Genomic DNA, 24,737 nt, shown 5'->3' on the forward strand with positions numbered 1-24,737 from the left:
AGGTTGTTAATTTTACCCAAAAATAGTTATAAATGAGCATAGCTGATAATCTTAAGCGATATAAAAGCGAAGTAGAATCTGATGGAGTTAAACTGATTGCTGTTTCAAAAACACAAACTGAAGAAGCTATCCGGGAAGCTTACGACGCCGGACAACGTATTTTTGGAGAAAACCATGTGCAACAAATGATCGAGAAGGAAGAAAAACTTCCCAAAGATATTGAATGGCACTTAATTGGACATCTACAAACCAACAAAGTAAAATACATTGCCCCTTTTGTAAAATTGATACATGGCGTTGACAGCTTAAAACTTTTGCAGGAGATTAATAAGCAAGCGCTAAAAAATAAACGGATAATCGATTGCCTTTTACAGGTATATATTGCTGATGAAGATACGAAATTTGGCTTGGGCTATGATGAGGTAATTGAAATTTTGAGATCAGAGGAATTTCAGGAAATGAAAAATGTTAGAATCATTGGCTTAATGGGTATCGCTACCAATACCAAGAATGAGAAACAGATCACTATTGAATTTCATGAGCTCAAAGTATTTTTCGAAGGTATAAAGGCCAGTTTTTTCCGCAAGGAAGATAGTTTTAAAGAGATATCAACCGGTATGAGTGCCGATTATAAAATTGCTATTGAAGAAGGCAGTACAATGGTACGTATTGGAAGTAGCATTTTTGGAAAAAGAATAATTAAACACTTTAAAAACCTTTCTGCAAACTAGATGAATTTGAATATCAGAACCGCAAAGGCAGATGATTGCCCAAGGATATTAGAGTTAATTAATGAACTTGCTGTTTACGAAAAAGCTCCTGAAGAAGTTACAGTAGATTTAAATCATTTTATTGAAGCGGGTTTTGGCCAAAATCAGGTGTGGAAGGCGTTTGTAGCAGAAGTGGATGAGCAAATTGTTGGCTTCGCATTATATTATACCCGATATTCTACCTGGAAGGGCTGCCGATTGTATCTTGAAGATTTTATTGTCACAGAAGAAATGCGTGGCAAAGGCATTGGAAAAGTACTTTTTGAGAAGGTAATCGAAGAAGCCAAAAACGAAAAATACACAGGAATGGTGTGGCAAGTGCTCGATTGGAATCAGCCGGCAATCAATTTCTACAATAAATATAAAGCACATCTGGAAAGTGGTTGGCTAAACGCAGCACTGTCTCAAGAACAAGTTAAGGCATTTTAATATATGGATATTTTCAAATTTGGCGGCGCATCTGTTAAAGATGCCGCTGGTGTTAAAAACCTGGCTAACATTGTTCGCGATTACAAAAATGGAAATCTTTTGATTGTGATTTCTGCAATGGGAAAAATTACGAACAGACTGGAAGATTTGACTCATGCCTACCTTTCGCAAAGTGATGAAGCTCATGCTATTTTTGATGAAATTAAAAATTTTCACTTTCAGATTATCGATATACTTTTTGAGGGAAAAGCCAATCCTGTTTATGATGATGTCGCCAATACTTTTGTAGAAATTGATTGGTTAATTGAAGATGAGCCGGATAATGATGTTGATTATATTTATGACCAGATTGTTTCAATTGGCGAAGTGGTATCAACGAAGATTGTAGCCGCATGGTTGAATGAAACTGGCAGCAAATCACTTTGGGTTGATGCCAGAAATTTCATTCAAACTGACAATACTTATAAGGAAGGTAAGGTAGACTGGCTGAAGAGCAATCAAATCATCCAGCGAGACCTGGTTCCGCTTCTACATGAAAATATTATCGTTACACAAGGTTTTATAGGCGGAACAAGTGAGAACTATACCACAACTTTAGGTAGAGAAGGTTCTGATTACTCAGCGGCAATATTTGCATCTTGTTTGAATGCAGCGGCATTAACCATTTGGAAAGATGTTCCCGGCGTGTTAAATGCTGATCCTAAATGGTTCGATGAAACGGAGAAAATTGCTCAGTTATCTTATCATGATGCCATTGAGCTGACTTATTACGGTGCAACAGTAATCCACCCAAAAACGATAAAACCATTACAAAACAAGGGAATTCCTTTATTTGTGCGGTCTTTTATCCAACCAGAAGGATCTGGCACAGCCATTACGAAAGAAAGTAATTCACTTCCTGTCCCCTCTTTTATTTTTAAAGTTAACCAGGCATTAATCTCAATTTTCCCGAAAGATTACTCCTTCATTATTGAAGAAAATTTAAGCAAGATCTTTGAACGCTTTCATAAACATAAAATCAAAATCAACACCATGTTGAATTCTGCAATCAGCTTTTCGGTAAGTGTTGATGATCGCTCCGCTCAAATTGAAAAGTTAATTAATGATCTTTCAACAGAATTTACCGTAAAATATAATAAAGGATTAGAACTAGTGACAATCAGGTATTATAATCAAAATACAATTGATCGTGTTACTGTTGATAAAGAAATTTTATTAGAAGTAAAAAGCAGACATACGTGCCAGATGGTAATGAAAAACAAAATTGCTTAGCATTGCTTTAGATGAATAAAAAAATTTTAGACAAGGCCGTACAAACATATATCGATTCGAACCTGAATGCTGATGTAGCGAAAATTGCGTTGTCTAAAAGCCCGTTTGAAGGCATTTCATCTGCAGAAATTGTAACACAAATTAATTCAAAAAAAAAATCTCAAAAGAAACTTCCCACTTGGTTTAAAACGGCCAGCATTTATTATCCGGCAACATTATCTATTGAGCAAACTTCTTCGGAAATTACTGCAAAATATAAATCAGAGTTAGCAAAGGGAGACTCACTAATTGACATCACTGGTGGATTTGGTGTTGATGATTACTATTTTGCAAAAAAGGTAAAAAATCTAACTCACTGTGAGATAAATGAAGATTTATCTTACATCGCTGAGTATAATGCATCCGTTTTAGGGACCAAGAATATCAATTTTCTTCCAGTTGATGGGATAGAATACCTCCGCTCAGCTTCCGAAAATTTCGATACAATTTTCGTCGATCCGGCAAGGCGATCAGAAATTGGTAAAGTGTTTATGCTTAAAGACTGTACACCAGATGTAGCCGCTAATCTGGATATGCTTTTGAAAAAAGCCAATCGCATTATTGTTAAAACCGCACCTTTGCTAGATATCAAAGCCGGATTTTCAGAATTAAAAAATGTCAGTGAAGTTCACATCGTTAGCTTGAAAAATGAATGTAAAGAATTACTATGGGTCATAGATCGTGATTTTAATGGTATAACGAAGTTTGTAGCAGTAACCTTAAATGATGCTGAGAAACAGTTTGTATTCCAACAAGATGAAACGGATGTAAATGCAGATTATGCTAATGACATTTCAGATTCAGATTATTTGTACGAGCCAGACACAGCTTTGCTGAAATCTGGTGCTTTTAATTTAATCGGATCAAAATACGGCCTGAAAAAATTACACCCGCAAACACAATTATACACGTCGGCTATTTTTAAGCCAGAATTTGCTGGAAGAATATTTAAAATAGATGAAATCATCTCCACTGGAGTGTTAAAGAAATCAACAGACTTAACGGGCAATATCATTGTAAGAAATTATCCAGCGAAACCAGAAGATCTATCCAAAAAGCATAAGATAAAGCCTGGTAAAAATCAATTTGTTATTTTTACTAAAGATAATATGGGTAATAATATTGTTTTGAAAACAACGATTCTACAATACTATTAAAAAAAAAGCCTTTCCATAGAAAGGCCTAATTTAGGGATGATTAAAACTTATATAGTTTTCGCTAGACTTTTTTAACGTTCACTGCTTGTAAACCTTTTCTGCCTTCTGCTACTTCAAATTCAACTGCATCGTTTTCCTTTAGGCTATCAATTCCACCTAATACGTCTTTAAAATGTACAAATAAGTCTTTATTGTCTTCCTGAACAATAAATCCGAATCCTTTTTGAGTGTTAAACCATTTAACTTTTCCCGTTGCCATAAAAAATAAAAAAAATAAAATAAATAAACTTTTAAGCTTTGATCAGCATTTCAATCAGTCATTTTATTATCTAAGCTAAATAAATAACCAAATTGAGCGTTAATATTGAAACAAAACTATCAAATATAATAATTTACACATATAATACAATCCTTTTTGAATAAACCAACAATAAAGTTGCGAAATTTTTAAAAAATAAGTTGATTATCTATTAGGTTGTGGTGTTGTACGCAAATATGGCTTAATTACTTTATGTCCTTTTGGAAATTTAGCTGGAATATCTTCTGTTTTAATACTATTTACCACTATCACATCCTCACCATCTTTCCAATCTGCAGGTGTAGCCACACTATAATTAGCCGTAAGCTGCAATGAATCGATCACCCTCAAAACTTCATTGAAATTTCTTCCTGTGGAAGCAGGATAAGTAATAATTAGTTTCACTTTTTTATCTGGGCTGATTACAAAAAGTGATCTAACCGTTAATGTTTCTGAAGCATTGGGATGAATCATATCATAAAGATTTGCAACAGTTTTTTCAGGGTCGGCGATGATGGGAAACTCAACGGAAGTATTTTGTGTTTCATTGATGTCGTTAATCCAGCCTTTATGAGATTCTGCAGTATCTACGCTTATAGCCAGAACTTTCACATTACGCTTTTCAAATTCATCTTTTAATGCGGCCGTGCGTCCAAGTTCTGTAGTGCAAACTGGTGTATAATCCGCAGGATGCGAAAACAAAACACCCCAGCTATCGCCCAGGTAGTCGTAAAAATCTATTTCTCCAATGGATGTATTTGCCTGAAAATTAGGGGCGGTATCGCCTAGTCTTATACTCATAATATTATATTTTTATTTGATGCAAGCAAATCTAAACAATACTATACTAAATACATAGGCATTATATAATTTTTATGCCACGAAATATTTTTATAACAAAAAACCCTGAAGAAGTTAATCAACAGGGTTTCAAGAATATTAATTTGTTTGGGTAAATTAATTAAAAGCCTTAATCATAAATACATAATCCTGAATTTTCTCAATCTGTTTTGTACGTTTTAAACCTGATAGACCACTTTTTTTATTAGCTGAAAGCTTATTTCTGCCCAGTGAATCTTGTGGTATCGCCCTCATCGCTTCCAAAATATATTTTGATTTTACTGCGAAAGCGGCACCTTCAGTCTGATCTGGTTTTCCGCTGATGATACCAACCAAGTTACCATCATTATCAAGGACAGGTCCGCCACTATTGCCAGGATTCACCGCAATGGCTACCTGATATTGTGTGGTATCGCCAACAAAGCCGTTTTTAGAACTCACATAACCCTCACCCAATACTGCGTCATCTTTCGGGTAACCCAAAGTGTACACCATTTCGCCAATACTACTGGTGTTACGCTTGATGGTGTAAGGAATAGAAGATAGATTAGCGAAATTTTTATCGCTGATTTTTAAAATTGCGATATCGTTTTGCGGATCAGTATAAGTGGCTTTAACTTTGAAAGATTCTCCCTTACTATTTTGAACATAAAGAGAATCGGCACCGTTGATAATATGATAGTTTGTTAAAATATATCCATTTGTAGAAATTGCAAAGCCGGTACCACCAATACTATTTTGCACAACAGGCTTCCCTGCAGGAGTAGCAGAATTATTGATTTTTCTAATTAAGCTATTTTGTGTTTTGATAGCCCTGTTAACCTGATTGCTCAATAACACCAATTGCTCTTTCTGCTTAGTATTATGCTGAATTGAATAAACAGAAACGAGGGATAACACCAGAAATGAGGCTGCTACTGCAATAGCTGACTTATGCTTACGCCACAACTGAATCACTTTAGATGGATGAGGCCTTAATGTTGAAGCCAATGTTTCTACATCAATTTCAGCATGAATACTATTTAATTGATCCTTTAAACGCGACTGCGCTGCAAAAGTCTCCATAGATTCTAAAAAGAATTTATGCGAAACAACTTTATGATCTACAGACGCATCATTGCGCCTTAAGGTTTCAAAAGCTTCCGTTTCCTGCGGATTAAGTTTACCTAAAAGATAATCTTCAATAATTGCATCTAACTCCAAATCGTTTCTCATTTCAATTATTATGGTTGAAAAAATATTTTCTTTAACCGTTGCAGGCACTTGTATTTTTGTGTTTTGGCGTTATCCGTGTTGGTATAACCAAACTTTTCGCAAATATCCTGCATGGATAAATTGTGGATATAAAAATCCTGAATAATAGTTTTACAAGGCTCACCCAGATGATCTAAGGCAGATTGCATTTTAACAAACTGTAAATCTTTTTCCTCATGCTCTTCTACATCCTCTTCAACACTCAGCACATCTTCATAATCAGTAATATTACCAGCTTTTTTACTATTGTGACTTAACTTCTTAAGCCATATCCGCCGGCAAACCGAATAAATATATGTTTTGAGCTTACTACTGAGTTCAAAATTACCCTCTTTAATTTTGTTATATAAAACTATAATCGCTTCCTGGTAAACATCCTTTGCATCATCTTCATCTCCATTATTATTGAGAATAAATTGCAAAACCATTGCGTAATAGGCCTTGTATAACTTGTTAAGCGTATCTTCTGAGTTATTTAGTATACCTAAAATAACTTCTCTATCTGTTGGAACTGAACTCTTTAAACTGTTATTCACTCGTTAATACGTTTTTCTAAAAATAGTAACCCAATATTAGATAAAAAAATATTTATAGCTGCTATCAATGGTTAATACAATCGTAAGCAAATCGGTAACCCAAAACCGCTGGAAAAAATATTTTTATTTTTTTAAAAATTGTTGGGTTACCTTTTTACCTTTGCGGCATTAACAACAAAATTAATTACTTAAAAAAATTTAAAAATGAAAAATGCATTCAAATTAGGCTTTTTAGCTATCGCTTTATCTTTATCAGTTGTTGCTTGTAACTCAGAAAAAAAAGCTGAAGGTACAGATACTTTAGGTGCTGATACTACTATCACTGCTGATACTACTGTTAAAGCTGATACTACTGTTGCTGATACAGTTGTTAAAACTGATACTACTGTTGTTAAACACTAGTCTCTAGCTTAATAAAAATATAAAAAAGCTTCATTCCAGTAGGTTTGAAGCTTTTTTTATTTTTTTTTATTTTTTCGGGTTACCTTTTTAGCTTTCCTGTATTAAGAGTAAATTAATTAATCACTAAAACGAAATTTCAAAATGAAAAATGCATTCAAATTAGGCTTCTTAGCTATCGCTTTATCTTTATCAGTTGTTGCTTGTAACTCAGAAAAAAAAGCTGAAGGTACAGATACTTTAGGTGCTGACACTACTATCACTGCTGATACTACTGTTAAAGCTGATACTACTGTTGCTGATACAGTTGTTAAAACTGATACTACTGTTGTAAAAAACTAATTAGTAGAAAAACATATATAAAAAAGCCTTAACTTGAATAAAGTTGAGGCTTTTTTCATTTATATATTATTTCTTGGGTTACCTTTTCAATTTTTGAGTATAAACATTGAATTAATTAATCACCTAAAACAAAATTAAAATGAAAAATGCATTCAAATTAGGCTTTTTAGCTATCGCTTTATCTTTATCAGTTGCTGCTTGTAACTCAGAAAAAAAAGGCGAAAGTACTGATACTTTAGGCGCTGATACTACAATCACTGCTGATACAACTATCAAAACTGATACTACTGTTGCTGATACAGTTGTTAAAGCTGATACTACTGTTGTAAAAAACTAATTAATTTTAGAAAATATAAAAAAGGCTCCGGAAATTTCCGGAGCCTTTTTTTGTTGTCGTCTTTCGAGAATTGCACTAATAACCTCTGACGCTTTAAAATTTATCTGATTTAAAACCTCTAAATCCATCAATTGTAGTAAATTTGCGGCAAAATTATAATCCGCATAATGAATTTAACCTCACTACAAGCAATTTCACCTGTTGATGGTCGCTACAGAAAGACTACAGAAAATCTAGCAAACTACTTTTCAGAGGAAGCTTTAATAAAATACCGTGTTTTTGTAGAAATTGAATATTTCATCTCATTATGCGAAATTAATTTACCTGGTTTAGAAAATTTCGATAAAAGCCTTTTTGCCCAATTACGTCAAATACACGAAAATTTTTCAGAAACTGATGCGCTGGAAATTAAAGAAACTGAAAAAGTAACCAATCATGATGTGAAGGCGGTTGAATATTTCATTAAGGCTAAATTCGACACACTTTCCCTTCAGGATTATAAAGAGTTTATCCATTTTGGTTTAACCTCTCAGGATATTAATAACACTGCCATTCCTTATTCCATTAAACTGGCGCTAAACGAAAGTTATTATCCAGCCATTGCTTCATTAATTGAAAAAATAAATGGTTTGGCAACTGAATGGAAAGATATTCCAATGTTGGCGCATACTCACGGTCAACCGGCATCGCCAACTAAGCTAGGGAAAGAATTTTTGGTTTTTGCAGAGCGGTTAGCGATACAAGTTGAAGCCTTGAAAGCCATACCCAACAGTGCCAAATTTGGTGGAGCAACAGGAAACTTTAACGCACATCACATTGCTTATCCGCAAGTGAATTGGGTAGATTTTTCGAACAAACTCGTAAATCAAACTTTAGGATTGACGAGAGCACAACATACTACGCAAATTGAACATTACGATCAATTTGCAGCACAATGTGATGCTTTAAAACGTATTAACAACATCATTATCGATTTAGACAGAGACATCTGGACCTATATATCTAAAAATTATTTCAAGCAGAAAATCAAAGCTGGAGAAATCGGTTCATCGGCTATGCCACACAAGGTAAACCCCATCGATTTTGAAAATGCAGAAGGAAATGCTGGCATTGCAAATGCTTTGTTTGAATTTTTTGCGGCTAAACTTCCAATTTCAAGATTACAAAGAGATTTGACGGATTCTACTGTGTTGAGAAATATTGGTGTTCCATTTGGGCATACGCTTATTGCAATTCATTCAACTTTGCGTGGGTTAAATAAAATTTTATTGAACGAAGCAGCTTTACATGCTGATTTAGATGATAACTGGGCGGTAGTGGCAGAAGCCATTCAAACTGTACTACGCAGAGAGAATTTTCCTAATCCTTATGAGGCATTGAAAGAACTCACCCGTACAAATTCAAAAATCAATGCAGCGAGTATTGCAGATTTTATTGAAGGTTTAGCTGTGACTGAAGAAGTGAAAGTGCAATTAAGAAGCATCACACCATTTAATTATACTGGTGTTTTCTAGCTAAATTAAATTGACGCTAAACAGACAGCACGCAAAAGTTTTATTGGCGACTAATTGTTAATTTTGTTTATTCTAATTGATTAAGACATGACCATTAACGTATATACAGAACAAACTCCAAATCCAGCTACCATGAAATTCATGGTGAACAAGCTATTAATAAACGGAAGTGAAGATTTCGCAACGAAAGAAAGTGCAGAGCATTCTCCGTTTGCAAAGGAGTTATTTAAGTTCAACTTTGTTTCTGGTGTATTTTTCGCCAGTAATTTTGTAACCATTACTAAAACAGATGATGCAGATTGGGCAGATATTGAAGCCATTTTAAAAGAATTTGTTAAAGGTGCGGTTGAATCTGAATTAAAGATTAAGGAAGCTACAGCCGAAGAAGCGCCTGCTTTCGAAGGTTCAGAAACGGAAATAAAAATTCAGCAGATTTTGCATGATTATGTTCGTCCTGCTGTAGAGCAAGATGGTGGTGCAATCACTTATAAATCTTTTGATGAAGGTGTTGTAACTGTAGAATTACGCGGTTCTTGCAGTGGATGTCCGTCATCAACCATTACTTTGAAATCTGGAATTCAAAATCTATTACAAAGGATGGTTCCAGAAGTTACAGATGTAGTTTCAGAGGCATTATAACTCGTTATCTTTCATAGTTTATTAAAAGAATGGCCCGCTAATTTAGCGGGCCATTCTTTTTTATATCTATTAGTTTTTAATGTCTTGCTGATTTTGGAGATCAACGTTACTTGAGAAAGATCAAATATTCATCAAAAATACCTTTTGATTGCTTCAAGCATTTCCGCAGTTAATTTACCATTGGTGGCAAGTATTTCTCTTTTCGTAAAATAATCGCTCCCACCAGAAAAATCAAAAACTTCTCCTCCAGCCTGTTGAACTATGAAACAGCCGGCAGCAAAATCCCATTGTTGCAAATTATATTCAAAAAATGCATCGAAACGACCACAGGCTGTATAAACTAAATCAATCGCAGCAGCACCAATGCGGCGTACACCATGGCTCTTCTTCATCATTTCTTCGAGCAACTTCAAATACTGCGCTTGTTTATCAAATTGATAATAAGGAAATCCCGTGGCCAATAAACTCGACTTCAAATCAGGATTCACTGACACTTGTATTTCTTTTTTATTGAGAAAAGCTTTACCACCCCGGTAACTGTAAAACATTTCGCCCCGGTTAAGCTCATAAACAACACCAATTACTGGCAAACCATTCTCATATAAAGCAACGCTAATTCCGTAGGCAGGGATGCCATGAATGAAATTTGTCGTCCCATCTAATGGATCGATAATCCAGGTAAAATTTTTGCCTTCCCGGCTAATTGTTTTCTCTTCGGTAATAAATCCAGCATCTGGGATTAGCTTTTCCAGGTTCTGAACAAGTTTCTGCTCTGCTGTTTTATCAACATACGAAACCATATCATTCAAACCTTTATACTCTATTTTACTGGCATCGAATTGCATTGATTCTTTACGGATAAAATTTCCGGTAAGTTTCACAATTGAGATTACCTTGTTGCATAGTAATTCGTAATTCATAGCTATTTAACAAAAACCCAGGGATGTTGTTGGAATTAATATGATTTTAGAGATGATCTCAGGATGCCAAAGTATTCTTGTTTCTTAAGGCATAAGCACTTAAGCCAATACCACCAATCACCAAAAAAGTTGAGATCATTTCAGCTTGTGTAAATGGTGGTAAACCGAAGACATGGTATTTTGAATTCACACGAATCAATTCAATACAGAAACGTTCGATGCCATTTAAGATCATATAAATGCCGAACATTAAACCTGGCGCTTTTATTTTATCGCGAATGCTCCATAAAAAAGCAAAAAGCAGTAAACAAATAATTACTTCATAAATTGGCGTTGGGTAAACACCTTGAGCCAGTTCATTACAAAATTTGCCTGTACAGCCGGGAATGGGAATACCCTCGCCTACTACGTTATTTGGATATTTATAAGACCACAACCAATCTGGCAACCATGAAAAAGGTTTTGGATTACTATTTACGATTCCCCAATCTCCATCGCCAGATAAATGACAACCGATACGGCCCACTGCATAAGCCAACATCATTCCCGGTCCACCAACATCAAGCATGTGTAAAGGCTTAATTCCGTTTCGTTTGGCAATGATCAGCACTGCTGCACCACCACAGATTAAACCACCATAAAAGGTTAAGCCACTAAAAGATAGCAGTCGCTCTATTGGATTCTGAACAAAATCATCCCAGTATTCTAAATTATCGAAAAACTTGGCTCCTAAAAAGCCCCAAATTGCTGCCCAAACAATCAAATTACTCATAATCTGGTACGGATGTACAGTAACTTGTGTTTCTTTTGGTTTATCTAGCTTATTTTTATCTTTCTCCTTATAATCCCAATAGGCAAACAAACCTGCAAAAAATAATCCGCCTAATAAATTCCCTTTGGTTGACATTAAGATGGATTGTGCATCGCTTACAAAAAGAGAATAATTTAGCAATGCGTAAACCAACTTATAGCCAATGATGAAGCCAAAAAGCGCATTCATAATTATCTCAGAAGTAGTTGCCGGTTTGCCGATAACAATGGTTTTCTTTATCGGATGAAGAACACCTAATGCTTCTTTACGTTTAAGCTCTTTTGTAAATGCCCAGTAACCAGCAACAAATGCAATGGCTACAAATACACCAAAAGTGTTAAAGGGCAACGGCAGATTAATGCCAAACAAATATTCTAAGAAATGCGAAACGGTAGGAAACATAAAAATTATTTGTTGCGAAGATAGGAAACAAAGGTTAAAGCTGAAAGCACTAAGATTAACGACGAAAATACTTTAAGCGGAAATACTAAAATAGGATTAAGCAAACCATTGCCTAGGAATTTTAGATTAGTATATAATTACGAAAAAGCGCTGACTAAATGCACCTCTAATGGTGGACGTAAGCAGTTTCGAGTTCTGCCACCTCGACTTCGCCATCGGCTGTCATTTCCAATAACTTCACTGCTTTTAACTCGTTAACCATTATCGGATCATACTTGGCTCGTACTTTTACGTAGTTTTTGGTAAAACCATGCATGTATCCCATTTTTTGATCAGCTTCAAAAAGTACCTCGGCCTCGCTTCCAATCTGTGACTCGTAAAAGGCCCTTCTCTTTTTGTCTGAAAGGATGTGCAGCATTTTACTCCGTTCATTGCGTTGGCTTCCTGGCACTACGCCTTTCATTTCTGCAGCTACTGTCAATTCACGCTCAGAATAGGTAAAAACGTGCAGGTATGAAATATCTAATTGATTTAAGAACTGGTAAGTATCCAGAAAATCTTCCTGTGTTTCTCCGGGAAAACCTACAATCACATCTACTCCTATGCAGCAATGCGGCATAACTTCCTTAATTTTCGCTACGCGTTCTACGTAAAGGTCTCTACGGTAGCGGCGGCGCATTAACCCTAGAATTTTATCAGAACCTGATTGTAAAGGAATGTGGAAATGAGGAACAAAACGTTTTGAGGTAGAAACAAACTCAATAATTTCATTACTCAACAGGTTCGGCTCAATAGATGAAATTCGGATGCGTTCAATTCCTTCAACCTCGTCTAATGCTTTTACCAAATCAAAAAACTTGTCTTCACGTTCGCCATTACGGATCCCAAAATCGCCAAGGTTTACCCCTGTAAGAACGATTTCTTTAACACCGCTTTCTGCAATCATTTTAGCCCGGTTAACTACATTTTCAATAGTATCACTGCGGCTTGCACCACGAGCTAAAGGGATAGTACAATAAGTGCAGGGATAATCACAACCATCCTGAACTTTTAAAAAGGTACGTGTCCTATCTCCGATAGAGTAAGAAGCAATAAAGTTATGGTTTACTTTTTCGATATTTTGCTGGTGAACAACTGCTTTAGGTTTTTTAGTTAAGTCAGTGATATATTCTACAATTCGGAATTTTTCCGCAGCCCCAAGAACCATATCAACACCTTCGATATCGGCAATTTCCTGAGGCTTAAGCTGAGCGTAACAACCAACAATGGTTACAAATGCATTCGGAGAATATTTTAACGCTTCCTTAACTACCTTTCTGCATTTTTTATCAGCATGATCAGTAACCGAACAAGTATTAATCACATAAACATCAGCCTGATCCTGAAACTCTACTACAGCATAACCTGCATCAGTAAATAATCTACCAATTGTGGAAGTTTCAGAGAAGTTTAACTTACAACCTAATGTATAAAATGCGACCTTTTTCATTGAGCCTGCAAAGATAGCAAAATTAGTTTTCAGTTAGCTGTTTTCAGATTTTAGTCAGTTTGTAATTTGTAAATTTTCTCATATTGAAACAACCGCAAGAAGAAAAATGGACATAAGTATATCTACTTTTCATTCCAACGATAACTATCTTGTTCAAAGCCTGCTAAATCCAGCACTCTGCTAATCACAGTTCCAGCTACCTCTTCAACAGATTTTGGTAAACTGTAAAATGATGGATTGGCAGGACAAATAATGCCACCTGCTTCTGTAACGGCCTTCATGTTATTAATGTGTATTAAACTGAAAGGCGTATCCCGAACAACTGCAATAAGTTTTCTTCGCTCTTTTAATATTACATCCGCAGCCCTGGAAATCAGGTCATTCGAAATACCATGTGCTATTCGCCCTAATGTTCCCATTGAGCATGGAACAATAATCATGGTATCGTATTTTGCGGAACCAGATGCGAATGGAGCGTTGAAATCGTTCTTACTGTAAAAAGTGAACTGATCATAATGGTTATAATTTTCATTGCCGAGTTCAAATTGCCAAACTTCTTTGGCATTATCGCTCATTACCACCCCAACAGCACTAATCTGATCTTTTAATTTTTCCAATTGATCGAACAATACCTTCGCATAAATTGATCCGCTTGCACCAGTAACGGCAACGACAACCTTCTTTTTCATCTAACAAAAGTAAGTTTTATTAGTAGCATTATTAAAAACAAAAAAGGGCCAGAACAAAAGTCCTGACCCTACATCTACCTATGAAAAACATACCCCCGAAAGGGTAAGAACAAATATATATAAATTTTTAAAAAAAGATAATGCAGAAGTGTTAAATCCGTTAAATCAATTTATTTTCTTAAAGAACAAATTTAAAAACCTGAAATTCAATTACTTAAAGTCAAATAAAAATATAATTTAATTGAGTAATAGATAAAAATGAGCCTGCCAATTGGAAATGTGATCTGGCCCGTGGCAGATCTTACACGGAATTTTATAGCAAATGGCGTGTAAATACCTTGAAATCCTGAATAAATCATATGCTAAAAAGTAAGATTAATCTTACTTTATAAATCAATTATGTTTATTTAAATCCAATTTGATCTGATTCTACAAAGTGTTTCGAAAGGCACACCAAGAAAAGAGGAGACATATTTAATTGGAATATTAAATTGAGCTGTTAAGTTAATTGATACGAGAACACGTTGTTAACGAAAAGATAGTATTTCTTTTTTCTACCACGTATTGTTAGCAGATTATTATTTTTAGATAGACTGGCTTTGCTATAAGTGAATATAGTTAGGCAATTAAAGCAACGTTCGTTGCAATCAGGCCTTTATCACTTAACTCAATTTCGAATGACACCCTGGCGTCAAGATTCACAGTTTCTGAAAGTCCTTCTAAATTAAAGCCTATATCCTGATGATTCTCATCGAGAATGGTACCACACTTATTTTCGATATCGATGTGAGATACTACGCCCACTCTATTTTGACCCATTTAGAATAAACAAAAAATTTTTTGCAATAATACCGATATAAGTATAATTAAAACTACAAATAACCAAATTTTTGAACAACTTTAAGCTATAAAATATTTGAGAGTAAATATTCAAACCGAAAATTGAATGGTAATGTTAACGTATTGAGATTATTCGAACACAAAACATTGAACGAAAAATATCCAAATTATTATCTTTTTTTTTAATAATTATCGTTAAATTGAACAGTATATTTCCTGGAAAGCATCGGCTTTTAAATTAGTTGTTATAATAAACCCTTAAAATAAATTATTATGAACAATACAAACCTAAAAATGGATGAGCAATCTGAAATTATAGATATTTCAGAGGAAAAAGAGTGCAGATATTGGACAAGTCGACTCGGCGTGAAGATCGAAGTCTTAAAATCAGCTATCAGGGCAACCAGATGTGTCACATTAAAAGATATTTCAGTTTATTTTGATCAAAATAATATTAAACATCTGACCACCCATAGTTGATCATTTTTTTCTTCCGTATATTTCAGTCAGTGATTTTAACCATTTTTTGATTGGCTCAAGCTGTGCCATGTCCAATCGCCATGTCCAGTTTCCATCTGCCTTACCTGGAATATTCATTCGTGATTCCTCACCTAAACCTAATACATCCTGAATAGGAAGAATGGCTGTTTTTGCAGAAGAAGCTAATGTTAATTTGATTATCTCGTTATGAAAGTCATAATCTTCAAAAGCATGGCCTAGGTACGTTATTGCCCTTTCCCGGGTTTGCTCATCTATTTCATTTTTAAACCACCCTATTGATGTATTGTTATCATGAGTTCCAGAATATGCAATGCAATTACTTGTTTCAAAGTTGTGAGGAATGTGCGGGGAGATAACCATATCGGCTCCGAAACCAAATTGTAAAACTTTCATCCCTGGTAAATTAAACTTATCTCTTAATAATTCTACGTCGTCACTTATTTCTCCCAAATCTTCAGCAATGAAAGGCATGTCGGGAAAGTTAGAATCAATTTTCCTGAAAAAACCTGCTCCAGGTCCATTTTGCCAAACTCCATTAATTGCATCGCTGTCTGCCGCTGGCACCTCCCAAAAAGATGAAAACGCCCGAAAGTGATCTAACCGCAATAGATCATACATTTCCATATTTTTCTTTAGCCTTCCAATCCACCAATCGTAATCGTTTTGCTTTAATATATCCCAGTTGAAAACTGGCATGCCCCAAAGCTGGCCTTTTTCATTAAAATAATCTGGCGGAACACCTGCAACATGAGTTGGCTTAAGTTGATCATCAAGTTTAAAAAGTTCGGGCTGTGACCAAACCTCTACAGAATCATAGTCGAGATAAAAAGGCAGGTCACCAATGATACTTATATCGTTTAGGTTTGCATAGTCTTTTAGATTATGCCACTGTTTAAAAAATACATACTGTTGCCATTTAACCTCGTTAATCTCATCCTGATATTTATTTTCAAAAGCAGAAATTGTTTTTGAATCGCGGAATTTGAAATCGTCGGGCCAGTTATACCATTCCGTTTGCTGGTGATGATTCTTGATTGCAGTATAGCGTGAAAAATCTTCGAGCCATTCTTTTTCTATTTCACAAAAGGTTTCGAAAGCCTTCACTAAATTAACAGGCAAACGCTTTTTGAATGTTTGATATGCTTTGTGTAATGTTTTAAGTTTTAAAACCTCTACGTCTGCGAAGGAAACTTTTCCGTCGGGAGAGATTTTAGCAGATTCTAAATGGGCACTTGTGATCAACTCTTCTGCTACAAGTTGTTCCAAATCAATCAATAAAATATTTCCTGCTTTTGAAGAATTGCTCGAATAAGGACTATGACCATTCCCCTTTTTTGTTGGGTTGAGCGGCAACAATTGCCAGTATTTTTGATCCGTTTCGGTTAAAAAATCGATAAACGCCTTTGCTTCTTTACCGAAGTCGCCTATTCCATAAGCAGAGGGTAGTGAAGTAATGTGCATCAAAATGCCTGCGCTTCTTTTATTTTTTTTCTCGCTTAGTTCTATGATTCCGAGTTGAACATCCGTAAAGATTTGATTGATCAAAATTCCTTCGTTCAAGATATCTTTTACAGCATCCTTATCGTCAAGGATATTTTTCCAGTAGGTAGGCCAGGTTTCAGGAAGAACAATCTGGGTTTTCAACCAATCAAAATCCTGGCTGTTTTCTTTAGACGTGATTGATGCTAGGCCCACCGGAACCACAACAATTACAGTTTTTTGCTGCTTCTTGCGGGCGAAAGCCAAAATGTTCGTTTGATAATCTCCAATTACTTTCAGCGGAATATATTCACCTGATGCAAAAACATCCTCGTTTTCTTTTCTGAACTTCAGTAGCTTTTCAGTAAGCCACAATTTGATTTCGCCAGAATATCTTTCGTTCCATAGCTGATTGATAGCGGAATCTGCCTTCAGCAAATTATTCCGCCGTTTATAATCAACAGGCCTTCTATTATCTGGATCTACCAGGCTAAAATCCCACAACTCGGAGCCCTGGTACAAATCAGGAATACCTGGACAAGTGAATTTAAGTATTAGCTGCGACAAGCTGTTTATAATTCCAAAATCGGCTATATCAAATAAAATTTTAGTTATTATCTGATAAGTTTCTTCTTTTTCATTGATCAGCTGGTTCGCGAATTTTTTAACCAACTGCTCATATTCCTCGTTTGGCTCTGCCCAGTCCGATCTTTTCTTTGCCTCTCTAAGCGCCTTCTCAATATACATTGCCAGTCTATTTTGAAGATCATCATCGGGTTCTCCCGGCATTGGCATGGCTCCTAAAATAGTCTGTAAAATTAAATAAGCATCATTATTATGAACGGACTCGAAAATATGATGCAATGGTTTTGATTGTTTAATAGCTTTAATGAAATCATCAACTGCTGTTTTCCATTTTTCCGGCAGATCAGTAAGCACATTAATCCTTGCCCTAAAATCTTCCCCCCTCTTGGTATCATGTGTCGCACTACCGTTAAGAGAAAGTGGCCAATTTTGCTGCCGATCTTTCATCTTACTATGAAATTCGTCTAAACTTAAACCAAAGGCATCTGGCGAATCACCAACTTCTGAATGACCAATAAAGCGGTTGTAAGTGAACATTACCGTATCCTCCACTCCTTTCGCCATCAATGGTCCTGTAAACTGCATTAATCGCTGATAAAAAATACTTAATGCCTGATTTTGACGAACATTTCCTTTTATCGGCATTTTGATAAAAATGCGTATCAATATAGAAGCAACCTCTTTTAAATTTTGTTTTTCACCAACCTTATTCAGTATCGTTGTTAGATTTTGTGCATCAACTTCAGGCAACGGAAAAGAGTAATTATAATATCGGTATACCGGCATTTGAATTAACATTTCGGCGATGCCTCGTTTAAACTGCTCCCCGCCAATTAAATCTAATTCAGTAGCCGGAACAAGCTGCTGTGAGAGGAATAATTGAAATAAATTATTTAGTTCTCCCTGCATGTGCTCAAAAAGAATCGAGCGCTTTTTAGCGTCTATTAATTCACTAAGATCGAGAGCCTTGCCTGTTACTCCACTATAAATCTGATTGAACTTTTCCTGGTTGGCCTGATTGGTAAACAAATTGTTTACCATCGCCAAAAAATCATAACCTGTGTTTCCCTGAGCTGGCCAGTCTGCAGGCATTTGCTCATTTTTCTCCAATATTTTTTCTACTACGATATATACGTTTTCGCCAACAGCTTTCCTCAACCGATTTAAATAAGCTTTTGGATCATAAAGGCCGTCGATATGATCAATCCGCAAGCCTTGAAAAATACCTCTATTAACTAAGTTTAATATGTATTGATGATAAAGATTGAAATTCGCTTCTTCCTGGATAGACAGGCAAATGAGACTATTTACGGTAAAAAATCTGCGGTAGTTGATTGCCTGATCGGTTTCTTTCCAGTTACAAAGACGATAACATTGTTCGTTGGCAATTTCTTGAATAAATCGCTTTTCGTTTATTTCCTTTAAGCTTTTATTTTTTAATTTCCGATTGGATGATGATTTTAAAGGCCAGTTCGAATCACCATAGTTTAAATAATATTCATTGTCAACAGCCACTATTTTTAATTCGGTATTTTCAATCACTTGATCGAGGTCATCGCCTAAAAATGGAACCATTAATTTTGTATCATCCTGAATATTGATATCAAAAAACGATGAATACTTGGATTTTGCACCTTTTTTCAACACATCCATGAGCCATTCATTCTTTGGCGAAAAGGCCATATGGTTTGGAACAATATCCTGCAACCAGTTTATGCCAAACGATGTTAGTTCTTTTGACATTTCAAATAATTCCGCCTCTGTACCAATTTCAGGATTTATGCGGTGTGGATTTATTGTATCGTAGCCATGCATACTGCCTTCAACTGCTTCAAATATTGGCGATGCATAAATGGTATCTACGCCAAGGTTTTTCAAATAAGGAATTATCTTTTTGAATGATTTGAAATTGAAATCTTTATGAAATTGAATTCTATAGGTTGAGGTCGGTTTAAACATTTGAGCTTGTAAAAATTAGAATCGATTCGGGAGAAATAGTGATATTATTTTCGGTAAAAACCAAAGGATGATTATTTGTTCCACCCCATTCTATTGCGGCAGAATTTAATTGCAGTTCGTACTCCAATCCATTTGGCATTGGTAACACTTGTTGCTGAGACGAAAAATTCATCACACATCTTACCTCCTGCCTGCCTTCCCATCGTTGGAGTATCAGACAATTTTGTTCTTTAAAAACATCAACTTTTAATTGATTTCGATTAAGTGTTGCAAGTGCTGGTAATGACTTACGAAGTTTAATCAAAGCGGTATAAAAGTTAAGCATCAGCTGGTGCTTATTTTCATTTAAGCTATTCCAGTTCAGTTTTGAACGATTATAGGTAGTTTCAGCTTGCGGATCAGGTGTATCTTCTTCATGATGAAAAGCTTCGAATTCTTTCTTACGACCTTCTCTTACAGCTGCTATCAATTTTTCATCACCATGGGAAATAAAAAACTGAAATGGATTGATCTCGCCATATTCTTCACCCATAAAAATTAATGGCAGATATGGACTACAGAATACAGCTCCAGCCAAGAGTTTGAGCATTTCGAAACTAACCAGCTTACTGGTTCGTTCGCCGAGCATTCTGTTGCCAACCTGATCATGGTTTTGAGAAAACACGGTAAACTGCTTGCCTGCATTGCCTTTTGCTTCAATTCCAAACTTTTTTTTACGATGCGGAGAGTATTGCCCATCGTACACATAAGCATCAGTAAAAGCTTTTGCCAGGTGTTCGATACCATTGAAATCAGCATAATAACCTGTTTTAGCCTGACCAGATGTTACTCTTAAAGCATGATGAAACTCGTCAATCCATTGCGCATCCATGGCATAACCGCCTTGTTCAACTGGGTTAATGAATTTATTGTCATTCAAATCGAGTTCAACAATCAGGTGATGCGTTCTTCCTGTAAATTCTGAAAGCTTATTAACGTATTCTTTGATTTCTTTTAAAATATGCGTGGCACTCAAATCTTTGACCGCATGAACAGCGTCAAGTCGCAAGGCATCGATATGAAAATCCCGGAACCACATTAGTACGTTTTCAATAAAATATTGTCTCACCGGATCGCAATCAGCATCATCGAAATTAATAGCATTGCCCCAGGGCGTGTGATACTGATCGGTGAAATAAGGGCCAAAATCATTAAAGTAATTTCCTTCAGGCCCCATATGATTATATACAACGTCTAAAATAACCGCTAACCCTTTCTTATGACAAGCATTTACCAAATGTTGCAAAGCTATTGGTCCGCCATAAGTATTTTGTATCGCGAAAGGAAAAACACCATCGTAGCCCCAGTTTCTATGGCCAGGAAATTGCGCAACCGGCATTAATTCTATTGCCGTAATTCCTAAATCAAGTAGATAATCCAGCTTTTCTTCTATCGATTTGAAATTGCCAGATGGTGAAAATGTTCCGGTATGAAGTTCATAAATGATATAGTTTTCTATCGGAATTCCTTTCCAGCTTTCGTCTGTCCACGCGAATGATTTTAAATTTATCGCAGTTGAATGTCCCGTTATACCTTGTTTCTGATATGCCGCGGCTGGATCGGCCCGATGGAGGGGTTCATTTTGCACAAGAATTTGACCGTTGTCAGAAAATTTTGATACTTCAAAATCATACTCATCTCCTTCGGCAATCTCATTAGTGCATAGAAACCAATACCCGAAATGCTGTTTTAACATCGGGAATTTCAATTCCTTATCTACAAGGAATACTGATACCGTTGCAGCATATGGCGCCCAAAGCCAAACTTCGGCTTTTCCCGCACTCGAGAAGTTCAAACCAATCTTTCGCTCCTGGATGTTTATCTCCATCTCTGATTTAGGCTTATTGAGTCAGCGAAAAACTGTCTATCTCTTTTCCTTCGGCGGTTACAAAATCTATTTTAGCAAGAGTATTCTCGTCGACTAACTCTACAATATGCGCTTTTAGTTCGGAAGATAACCTTTCAACATCTTCCATTTCACCGATAACTATTTCTAGTTCTGCAGGGCCTTTTGCCCTAACCGCTTCTACTCTATTTCCTAAAAAAGATTTTAATTGATTGATCAGCTCTTCCATAATGTGATATTTACTATGAATAAGCGATAAATGGTAAAAAAAGTTTGGAAGATTTTTAAAGTTGATCGTTTGGTAAGATAGTTTGCTTAAATTCAAAAGCAATCATGCCATTCTTAAGCATAAAAAAAGGCAGCTTAAAAAGCTGCCTTACAAAATATTTAATCGATTTATTTTTGAGATGCCTCTGGCGCCTTACCAATCAGATCCATAAATTGATCCAACTTAGGCGTAATGATGATCTGCGTACGTCTGTTTTTAGCTTTTCCAGCGGGTGTTGAATTGTCGGCAACTGGATTATACTCTCCTCTACCTCCAGCAGTTAAACGTTTTGGATCAACAGCATATTTGTTTTGCAACACTTGTACAACTGATGAAGCACGTAGTGCACTTAAATCCCAGTTATTTCTAATATTAGGTTGAGAAATAGGCACATTATCGGTATTACCTTCAATCAATACATCGTAAGTACTGTAATCCTGAATAATTTTTGCGATTTTGCTTAAAGTCTGACCAGCTTTATCGCTTACCTCAAATCCACCTGATTTATATAACATATTATCAGCCAAAGAAATATAAACCACTCCTTTTAAAACCTGAACATCAACATCGCTAAGTTCTTCTCTGCTTAATGAGCGGGTTAAGTTATTTGTTAACACCATATTAAGTGAATCACTTTTGTTTTTTGCGTTTACCAGTTGTTTAATGTATTTGTTTGAACTGTTAATCTCATCAACTAGTTTGGAAATGTTAACATTACCTTGGTTACTAGAACTTAAACATTTGTTCAACGCATCTTGCAATGCCGTAACATTTGCTTTTTCTGATGCAATTTGTTCTTCTAAACTTTTAACACGACTTGTTGCGCCGGTAAGTTCACGCTGGCTATCCTGATATTTATTACTCAACTCCTGGTTCCTCTCTCTCAACTTAGCGTAGGTATCCTGAAGTTCTGCATATTTCTTATTGCTTACACAACCAGAAACTAATACAATCGCCAGGAGTACTATTGGAAATGATTTGTATAATTTCATAATATTATTTTTTAGATTAAACGTTTAACAAATTCCTTGCCGTAATGTTTCAAACGCCCTCTACGGGCTATTAAAGCCTGTTAAGATTCATCGAGGATCAGGATTTAAGGAAAGCTGGAGTTAAACAAGCGAATAATTTATGGCGTACAGTTTTAGATCAAGCTTGTTATGGCTGACTGGAATTGAATTAAATAAGTTAATGTTACCAGCAGATTATCTGCAATAAGGAAAATAAACGGTTAAAAGAAAAAATAAACTTCATAATCTACTATATTTTTAAAAAAAACATTGCTTTATGCATTGTTTATCGTTATTTTGCAGCTTTATTAATCTAAATAGCATTTTTTATTGCGTGAAGTTAAAAAATGCTTCATATTAAAGTTAACAATCTCCTTATGATTAAGCTTTTTATTGGTGGCCTTGCAGATAATATCCAGGAAATGGATTTGGCAATTTTTGTCAGTTTACATGGAAAGATAGAAACCATTAAGGTTGTTAGAGATCGGGCAACCGGAAAATGTAAAGGTTATGCTTTTATAGAAGTGATCAACCAATCTGATGCCAGTAACATCATTTCGATGTTAAATGGTGAAACGTTTAAAGGGAACGTCATTACAGTTAAACAAAGTGCAGAAGAAGCACCTAAAAAAGTGTTCAAACCAAAACCTTCAGGAGGGCAACCGCCAAAAAGCAAACGCCCTAGAGTACAACGTTAGTTTGTTCATAGCAATTCATCATTAGCTATAACTTATCATTTATATAGTTCGCAATCAACGATCGCTGGTGATTTTAGTTGCCGTTGATACTTTGAATCATTAGCTTCATAATCAATTTTTTCAGGAACAATTTTTACCTACCTTTAATTACCTTACTATAAGTGTATTACAAAATAAAAGGGGATGAAAATTATTTTCCATCCCCTTTTTTACGTCTTGTTGTTTAATCAACCAGCGACGAGCCATCACCGGTTTCTACTACGTAAGCTTCCAAATTTAGATCGAATGAATTACTGTAGGCTATTTTGATCTGATCGATTAAACTGTCTATTCGATCATCTTTTACAATATTAATGGTACAGCCACCAAATCCGCCACCCATCATCCTGGCTCCAAGTACGCCATCAAAATCTTTCACAAAATCAACTAAAAAATCGAGCTCTTTGCAACTTACTTCATAATCTTTACTCAAGCCTTCATGCGTGGCAAACATTAGATTTCCTAAAGCATTTAGGTTACCATTTGCAAGTTGATCAGCAGCTTTCACTACCCTATCAATCTCCTTCACAATAAAAGCACATTTTTGATAAACCTGGCTATCTTTTGGTTTGACATGTTTTTCAAGCAATTCCAGGTTCACATCACGCAAGCTATTAACTGCTGGCTCATGTTCTTTAATCCATGCCACTCCTTGTTCACATTGTGATCTCCTTTCATTATAAGCCGAATCTGCAAGCGAGTGTTTTACATTTGTATTTAGTAGCACAAGCTTGTATCCATCCAGCTTCAATGGAATATATTCATATTTCATTGATCGGCAGTCTAACATCACTGCCTGATCTTTTTTACCAAAAACGGAAGCAAACTGATCCATAATTCCACAATTTACACCCGCAAATTCATGCTCTGCTTTTTGCGAAATCAGCGCTAAATCCATTTGTGAAATATCAAGATTGTTTAAGTGTTTGATGGCAAAAGCGGTTGCACATTCTAATGCTGCCGATGATGATAAACCAGCGCCCAAAGGCACGTTACCATCCAGGTACAAATTGAAACCCGAAAACTGTAAACCTCTTTTTTTGATTTGGTCAGCAACACCTAAAATATAGTTGGCCCAGCTTTTATCCGTTTTTTCAATCTGATCAATAGATGCAATATGTTTTTGCTGATAACTTTCAGAGTAAAGATGTATTTCCTGATCATCGCGTTGCGAAACTGCCACATAAATAGCCTTATTAATGGCAGCAGGCATTACAAATCCATCATTGTAATCGGTATGCTCACCAATAATGTTAATTCTTCCCGGTGATTTTATTAAAACAGGCTCTGTTTGAAAAATTTTTCTGAACGAAGATTTTAACGCTTGTATATCCAT

General features: G+C 35.6%; 25 protein-coding genes. 11 read left to right on the forward strand and 14 right to left on the reverse strand.

Annotated elements, in window-relative coordinates:
- Window positions 1-32: 32 nt before the first annotated feature.
- From EA772_RS19360 to EA772_RS19375, 4 genes are read left to right on the forward strand one after another with little or no spacing between them, the layout of a single operon-like run.
- Window positions 33-731 carry a YggS family pyridoxal phosphate-dependent enzyme gene (locus EA772_RS19360; RefSeq protein WP_124914596.1) on the forward strand — a complete coding sequence of 233 codons (699 nt, stop codon included), beginning with the start codon at window positions 33-35 and terminating at the stop codon, window positions 729-731.
- A complete protein-coding gene (locus EA772_RS19365; protein WP_116167973.1) occupies window positions 732-1,199 on the forward strand; it encodes a GNAT family N-acetyltransferase in 468 nt (155 codons plus the stop codon).
- A gap of 3 nt (window positions 1,200-1,202) precedes the next feature.
- Window positions 1,203-2,471 (forward strand): aspartate kinase, encoded by a 1,269-nt coding sequence (locus tag EA772_RS19370; protein ID WP_124914597.1) that lies wholly within the window; start codon window positions 1,203-1,205, stop codon window positions 2,469-2,471.
- An 11-nt stretch (window positions 2,472-2,482) separates the two neighbouring features.
- Window positions 2,483-3,667: a class I SAM-dependent methyltransferase gene (locus EA772_RS19375; RefSeq protein WP_124914598.1), complete on the forward strand. Its 1,185-nt coding sequence runs from the start codon at window positions 2,483-2,485 to the stop codon at window positions 3,665-3,667.
- 61 nt (window positions 3,668-3,728) lie between these two features.
- Here EA772_RS19375 and EA772_RS19380 read toward each other — a convergent pair whose 3' ends face one another.
- The 4 genes from EA772_RS19380 to EA772_RS19395 form a co-directional block, all read right to left on the reverse strand.
- Window positions 3,729-3,926, reverse strand: coding sequence for a cold-shock protein (locus EA772_RS19380; RefSeq protein WP_010601866.1), 198 nt, complete (start codon window positions 3,924-3,926; stop codon window positions 3,729-3,731).
- A gap of 204 nt (window positions 3,927-4,130) precedes the next feature.
- A complete protein-coding gene (locus EA772_RS19385) occupies window positions 4,131-4,766 on the reverse strand; it encodes a peroxiredoxin (RefSeq protein WP_124914599.1) in 636 nt (211 codons plus the stop codon).
- Window positions 4,767-4,922: 156 nt separating this feature from the next.
- Window positions 4,923-6,020: a serine protease gene (locus EA772_RS19390; protein WP_010601864.1), complete on the reverse strand. Its 1,098-nt coding sequence runs from the start codon at window positions 6,018-6,020 to the stop codon at window positions 4,923-4,925.
- Window positions 6,021-6,028: 8 nt separating this feature from the next.
- On the reverse strand, window positions 6,029-6,595 hold the full coding sequence (locus EA772_RS19395) for an RNA polymerase sigma factor (RefSeq protein ID WP_124914600.1): 567 nt from the start codon (window positions 6,593-6,595) through the stop codon (window positions 6,029-6,031).
- 204 nt (window positions 6,596-6,799) lie between these two features.
- Between EA772_RS19395 and EA772_RS19400 the strand changes: the two genes are divergently transcribed.
- The 5 genes from EA772_RS19400 (at window position 6,800) to EA772_RS19420 (ending at window position 9,826) form a co-directional block, all read left to right on the forward strand.
- Window positions 6,800-6,997 carry a hypothetical protein gene (locus EA772_RS19400; protein WP_116167967.1) on the forward strand — a complete coding sequence of 66 codons (198 nt, stop codon included), beginning with the start codon at window positions 6,800-6,802 and terminating at the stop codon, window positions 6,995-6,997.
- A 141-nt stretch (window positions 6,998-7,138) separates the two neighbouring features.
- Complete coding sequence (locus EA772_RS19405; RefSeq protein ID WP_116167966.1) at window positions 7,139-7,336, forward strand: hypothetical protein; 198 nt, start codon at window positions 7,139-7,141, stop codon at window positions 7,334-7,336.
- Between the two features lie 139 nt (window positions 7,337-7,475).
- Window positions 7,476-7,673 (forward strand): hypothetical protein, encoded by a 198-nt coding sequence (locus EA772_RS19410; protein ID WP_010603575.1) that lies wholly within the window; start codon window positions 7,476-7,478, stop codon window positions 7,671-7,673.
- Between the two features lie 167 nt (window positions 7,674-7,840).
- Window positions 7,841-9,187 carry an adenylosuccinate lyase gene (gene purB, locus EA772_RS19415; RefSeq protein ID WP_124914601.1) on the forward strand — a complete coding sequence of 449 codons (1,347 nt, stop codon included), beginning with the start codon at window positions 7,841-7,843 and terminating at the stop codon, window positions 9,185-9,187.
- A gap of 87 nt (window positions 9,188-9,274) precedes the next feature.
- Window positions 9,275-9,826 carry a NifU family protein gene (locus EA772_RS19420; protein ID WP_010601945.1) on the forward strand — a complete coding sequence of 184 codons (552 nt, stop codon included), beginning with the start codon at window positions 9,275-9,277 and terminating at the stop codon, window positions 9,824-9,826.
- A gap of 131 nt (window positions 9,827-9,957) precedes the next feature.
- Here EA772_RS19420 and EA772_RS19425 read toward each other — a convergent pair whose 3' ends face one another.
- The 5 genes from EA772_RS19425 to EA772_RS19445 all read right to left on the reverse strand — a co-directional run bounded on the left by EA772_RS19425 (window position 9,958) and on the right by EA772_RS19445 (window position 14,956).
- Window positions 9,958-10,746 carry an inositol monophosphatase family protein gene (locus EA772_RS19425; protein WP_124914602.1) on the reverse strand — a complete coding sequence of 263 codons (789 nt, stop codon included), beginning with the start codon at window positions 10,744-10,746 and terminating at the stop codon, window positions 9,958-9,960.
- A 58-nt stretch (window positions 10,747-10,804) separates the two neighbouring features.
- Window positions 10,805-11,959, reverse strand: coding sequence for a prolipoprotein diacylglyceryl transferase (locus EA772_RS19430; RefSeq protein WP_124914603.1), 1,155 nt, complete (start codon window positions 11,957-11,959; stop codon window positions 10,805-10,807).
- 166 nt (window positions 11,960-12,125) lie between these two features.
- Window positions 12,126-13,448, reverse strand: coding sequence for a tRNA (N(6)-L-threonylcarbamoyladenosine(37)-C(2))-methylthiotransferase MtaB (mtaB, locus tag EA772_RS19435; protein WP_124914604.1), 1,323 nt, complete (start codon window positions 13,446-13,448; stop codon window positions 12,126-12,128).
- Window positions 13,449-13,570: 122 nt separating this feature from the next.
- Window positions 13,571-14,137 carry a UbiX family flavin prenyltransferase gene (locus EA772_RS19440; RefSeq protein ID WP_124914605.1) on the reverse strand — a complete coding sequence of 189 codons (567 nt, stop codon included), beginning with the start codon at window positions 14,135-14,137 and terminating at the stop codon, window positions 13,571-13,573.
- A gap of 618 nt (window positions 14,138-14,755) precedes the next feature.
- Window positions 14,756-14,956: a hypothetical protein gene (locus tag EA772_RS19445; RefSeq protein WP_124914606.1), complete on the reverse strand. Its 201-nt coding sequence runs from the start codon at window positions 14,954-14,956 to the stop codon at window positions 14,756-14,758.
- A gap of 294 nt (window positions 14,957-15,250) precedes the next feature.
- Between EA772_RS19445 and EA772_RS19450 the strand changes: the two genes are divergently transcribed.
- Window positions 15,251-15,457: a DUF3606 domain-containing protein gene (locus EA772_RS19450; RefSeq protein ID WP_010601940.1), complete on the forward strand. Its 207-nt coding sequence runs from the start codon at window positions 15,251-15,253 to the stop codon at window positions 15,455-15,457.
- Here the strand turns inward: EA772_RS19450 and treY are convergent, their stop codons facing one another.
- The 4 genes from treY to EA772_RS19470 all read right to left on the reverse strand — a co-directional run bounded on the left by treY (window position 15,458) and on the right by EA772_RS19470 (window position 22,646).
- Entirely contained in the window at window positions 15,458-19,501 is a 4,044-nt protein-coding gene (gene treY, locus EA772_RS19455) for a malto-oligosyltrehalose synthase (RefSeq protein WP_124914607.1), read from the reverse strand.
- The gene (gene treZ / locus EA772_RS19460; RefSeq protein WP_124914608.1) at window positions 19,494-21,368 is read right to left on the reverse strand and encodes a malto-oligosyltrehalose trehalohydrolase; all 1,875 of its coding nucleotides are present in this window, start codon (window positions 21,366-21,368) and stop codon (window positions 19,494-19,496) included. The genes treY and treZ overlap by 8 nt, the downstream gene beginning before the upstream one ends.
- Window positions 21,369-21,381: 13 nt before the next feature.
- Window positions 21,382-21,615 carry a hypothetical protein gene (locus tag EA772_RS19465; RefSeq protein ID WP_124914609.1) on the reverse strand — a complete coding sequence of 78 codons (234 nt, stop codon included), beginning with the start codon at window positions 21,613-21,615 and terminating at the stop codon, window positions 21,382-21,384.
- A gap of 167 nt (window positions 21,616-21,782) precedes the next feature.
- Window positions 21,783-22,646: an OmpA family protein gene (locus EA772_RS19470; protein WP_010601937.1), complete on the reverse strand. Its 864-nt coding sequence runs from the start codon at window positions 22,644-22,646 to the stop codon at window positions 21,783-21,785.
- A gap of 395 nt (window positions 22,647-23,041) precedes the next feature.
- Here EA772_RS19470 and EA772_RS19475 point away from each other — a divergent pair, with 395 nt between their 5' ends.
- Entirely contained in the window at window positions 23,042-23,362 is a 321-nt protein-coding gene (locus tag EA772_RS19475; protein WP_116168493.1) for an RNA-binding protein, read from the forward strand.
- Window positions 23,363-23,585: 223 nt separating this feature from the next.
- On the opposite strand, the gene EA772_RS19480 is transcribed toward EA772_RS19475, so the two are convergent.
- Window positions 23,586-24,737, reverse strand: coding sequence for a galactokinase (locus tag EA772_RS19480; RefSeq protein WP_124914610.1), 1,152 nt, complete (start codon window positions 24,735-24,737; stop codon window positions 23,586-23,588).

It is taken from the genome of Pedobacter sp. G11, assembly GCF_003860265.1.
GTDB lineage: Bacteria > Bacteroidota > Bacteroidia > Sphingobacteriales > Sphingobacteriaceae > Pedobacter > Pedobacter agri.

Coding starts and splice junctions, on each gene's coding strand:
- EA772_RS19450 (WP_010601940.1), top strand. CDS start 15,251: ATGAACAATACAAACCTAAAAATGGATGAGCAATCTGAAATTATAGAT.
- EA772_RS19440 (WP_124914605.1), bottom strand. CDS start 14,137: ATGAAAAAGAAGGTTGTCGTTGCCGTTACTGGTGCAAGCGGATCAATT.
- EA772_RS19430 (WP_124914603.1), bottom strand. CDS start 11,959: ATGTTTCCTACCGTTTCGCATTTCTTAGAATATTTGTTTGGCATTAAT.
- EA772_RS19370 (WP_124914597.1), top strand. CDS start 1,203: ATGGATATTTTCAAATTTGGCGGCGCATCTGTTAAAGATGCCGCTGGT.
- EA772_RS19445 (WP_124914606.1), bottom strand. CDS start 14,956: ATGGGTCAAAATAGAGTGGGCGTAGTATCTCACATCGATATCGAAAAT.
- EA772_RS19470 (WP_010601937.1), bottom strand. CDS start 22,646: ATGAAATTATACAAATCATTTCCAATAGTACTCCTGGCGATTGTATTA.
- EA772_RS19380 (WP_010601866.1), bottom strand. CDS start 3,926: ATGGCAACGGGAAAAGTTAAATGGTTTAACACTCAAAAAGGATTCGGA.
- EA772_RS19425 (WP_124914602.1), bottom strand. CDS start 10,746: ATGAATTACGAATTACTATGCAACAAGGTAATCTCAATTGTGAAACTT.
- purB (WP_124914601.1), top strand. CDS start 7,841: ATGAATTTAACCTCACTACAAGCAATTTCACCTGTTGATGGTCGCTAC.
- EA772_RS19465 (WP_124914609.1), bottom strand. CDS start 21,615: ATGGAAGAGCTGATCAATCAATTAAAATCTTTTTTAGGAAATAGAGTA.
- EA772_RS19420 (WP_010601945.1), top strand. CDS start 9,275: ATGACCATTAACGTATATACAGAACAAACTCCAAATCCAGCTACCATG.
- EA772_RS19475 (WP_116168493.1), top strand. CDS start 23,042: ATGATTAAGCTTTTTATTGGTGGCCTTGCAGATAATATCCAGGAAATG.
- EA772_RS19360 (WP_124914596.1), top strand. CDS start 33: ATGAGCATAGCTGATAATCTTAAGCGATATAAAAGCGAAGTAGAATCT.
- EA772_RS19385 (WP_124914599.1), bottom strand. CDS start 4,766: ATGAGTATAAGACTAGGCGATACCGCCCCTAATTTTCAGGCAAATACA.
- treZ (WP_124914608.1), bottom strand. CDS start 21,368: ATGGAGATAAACATCCAGGAGCGAAAGATTGGTTTGAACTTCTCGAGT.
- EA772_RS19390 (WP_010601864.1), bottom strand. CDS start 6,020: ATGAGAAACGATTTGGAGTTAGATGCAATTATTGAAGATTATCTTTTA.
- EA772_RS19400 (WP_116167967.1), top strand. CDS start 6,800: ATGAAAAATGCATTCAAATTAGGCTTTTTAGCTATCGCTTTATCTTTA.
- EA772_RS19365 (WP_116167973.1), top strand. CDS start 732: ATGAATTTGAATATCAGAACCGCAAAGGCAGATGATTGCCCAAGGATA.
- EA772_RS19375 (WP_124914598.1), top strand. CDS start 2,483: ATGAATAAAAAAATTTTAGACAAGGCCGTACAAACATATATCGATTCG.
- EA772_RS19410 (WP_010603575.1), top strand. CDS start 7,476: ATGAAAAATGCATTCAAATTAGGCTTTTTAGCTATCGCTTTATCTTTA.
- mtaB (WP_124914604.1), bottom strand. CDS start 13,448: ATGAAAAAGGTCGCATTTTATACATTAGGTTGTAAGTTAAACTTCTCT.
- treY (WP_124914607.1), bottom strand. CDS start 19,501: ATGTTTAAACCGACCTCAACCTATAGAATTCAATTTCATAAAGATTTC.
- EA772_RS19480 (WP_124914610.1), bottom strand. CDS start 24,737: ATGGATATACAAGCGTTAAAATCTTCGTTCAGAAAAATTTTTCAAACA.
- EA772_RS19405 (WP_116167966.1), top strand. CDS start 7,139: ATGAAAAATGCATTCAAATTAGGCTTCTTAGCTATCGCTTTATCTTTA.